General features: G+C 63.4%; 1 protein-coding gene. It reads right to left on the bottom strand.

Annotation, left to right across the window (positions count from 1 at the left end; all coding sequences use genetic code 11):
* Positions 1-661: AAA family ATPase (locus AAFM29_RS17840; protein WP_341714047.1), on the bottom strand; the 661-nt coding region annotated here is incomplete at both ends.

Here is a 661-nt window from a genome sequence, read left to right as displayed (position 1 = left end):
TTTCAGGCGTGATACGCACGCTCTCTGCCTTGCCTTCGAGGATCTTGCGCAAGCTCTTGCGGGCCAGCCGCGCCAGTTCACGCTCCAGCGTGCGGACGCCGGCTTCGCGAGTGTAATAACGGATGAGGTCGCGCAGGCCTTCCTGCGTCAGCGTGAATTCGCTTTCCTTCAGCCCGTGCAGCTCGACCTGTTTCGCCACCAGATGACGTTCGGCGATCTCCACTTTCTCGTCCTCGGTATAGCCTTCGAGCCGGATGATCTCCATGCGGTCGAGCAGCGGCTGCGGCAGGTTGAGGCTGTTCGCGGTGGTCACGAACATGATGTCCGACAGGTCGAGATCGAGTTCGAGGTAATGGTCCTGGAACTTGCTGTTCTGTTCCGGGTCGAGCACCTCGAGAAGTGCCGAGGCCGGATCGCCGCGGAAATCCTGGCCGAGCTTGTCGATCTCGTCGAGCAGGAACAGCGGATTGATCTTGCCCGCCTTCTTGAGATTGGTGACGATCTTGCCGGGGAGCGACCCGATATAGGTGCGGCGGTGGCCGCGGATTTCGGCCTCGTCGCGCACGCCGCCGAGCGACTGGCGCACGAATTCGCGGCCCGTCGCCTTGGCGATGCTGCGGCCGAGCGAGGTCTTGCCGACGCCCGGAGGGCCGACGAGGCA

The sequence above is a fragment of the Erythrobacter sp. genome (assembly GCF_038133525.1).
GTDB lineage: Bacteria > Pseudomonadota > Alphaproteobacteria > Sphingomonadales > Sphingomonadaceae > Qipengyuania.
This window is presented reverse-complemented; position numbering and strand designations above follow the sequence as displayed.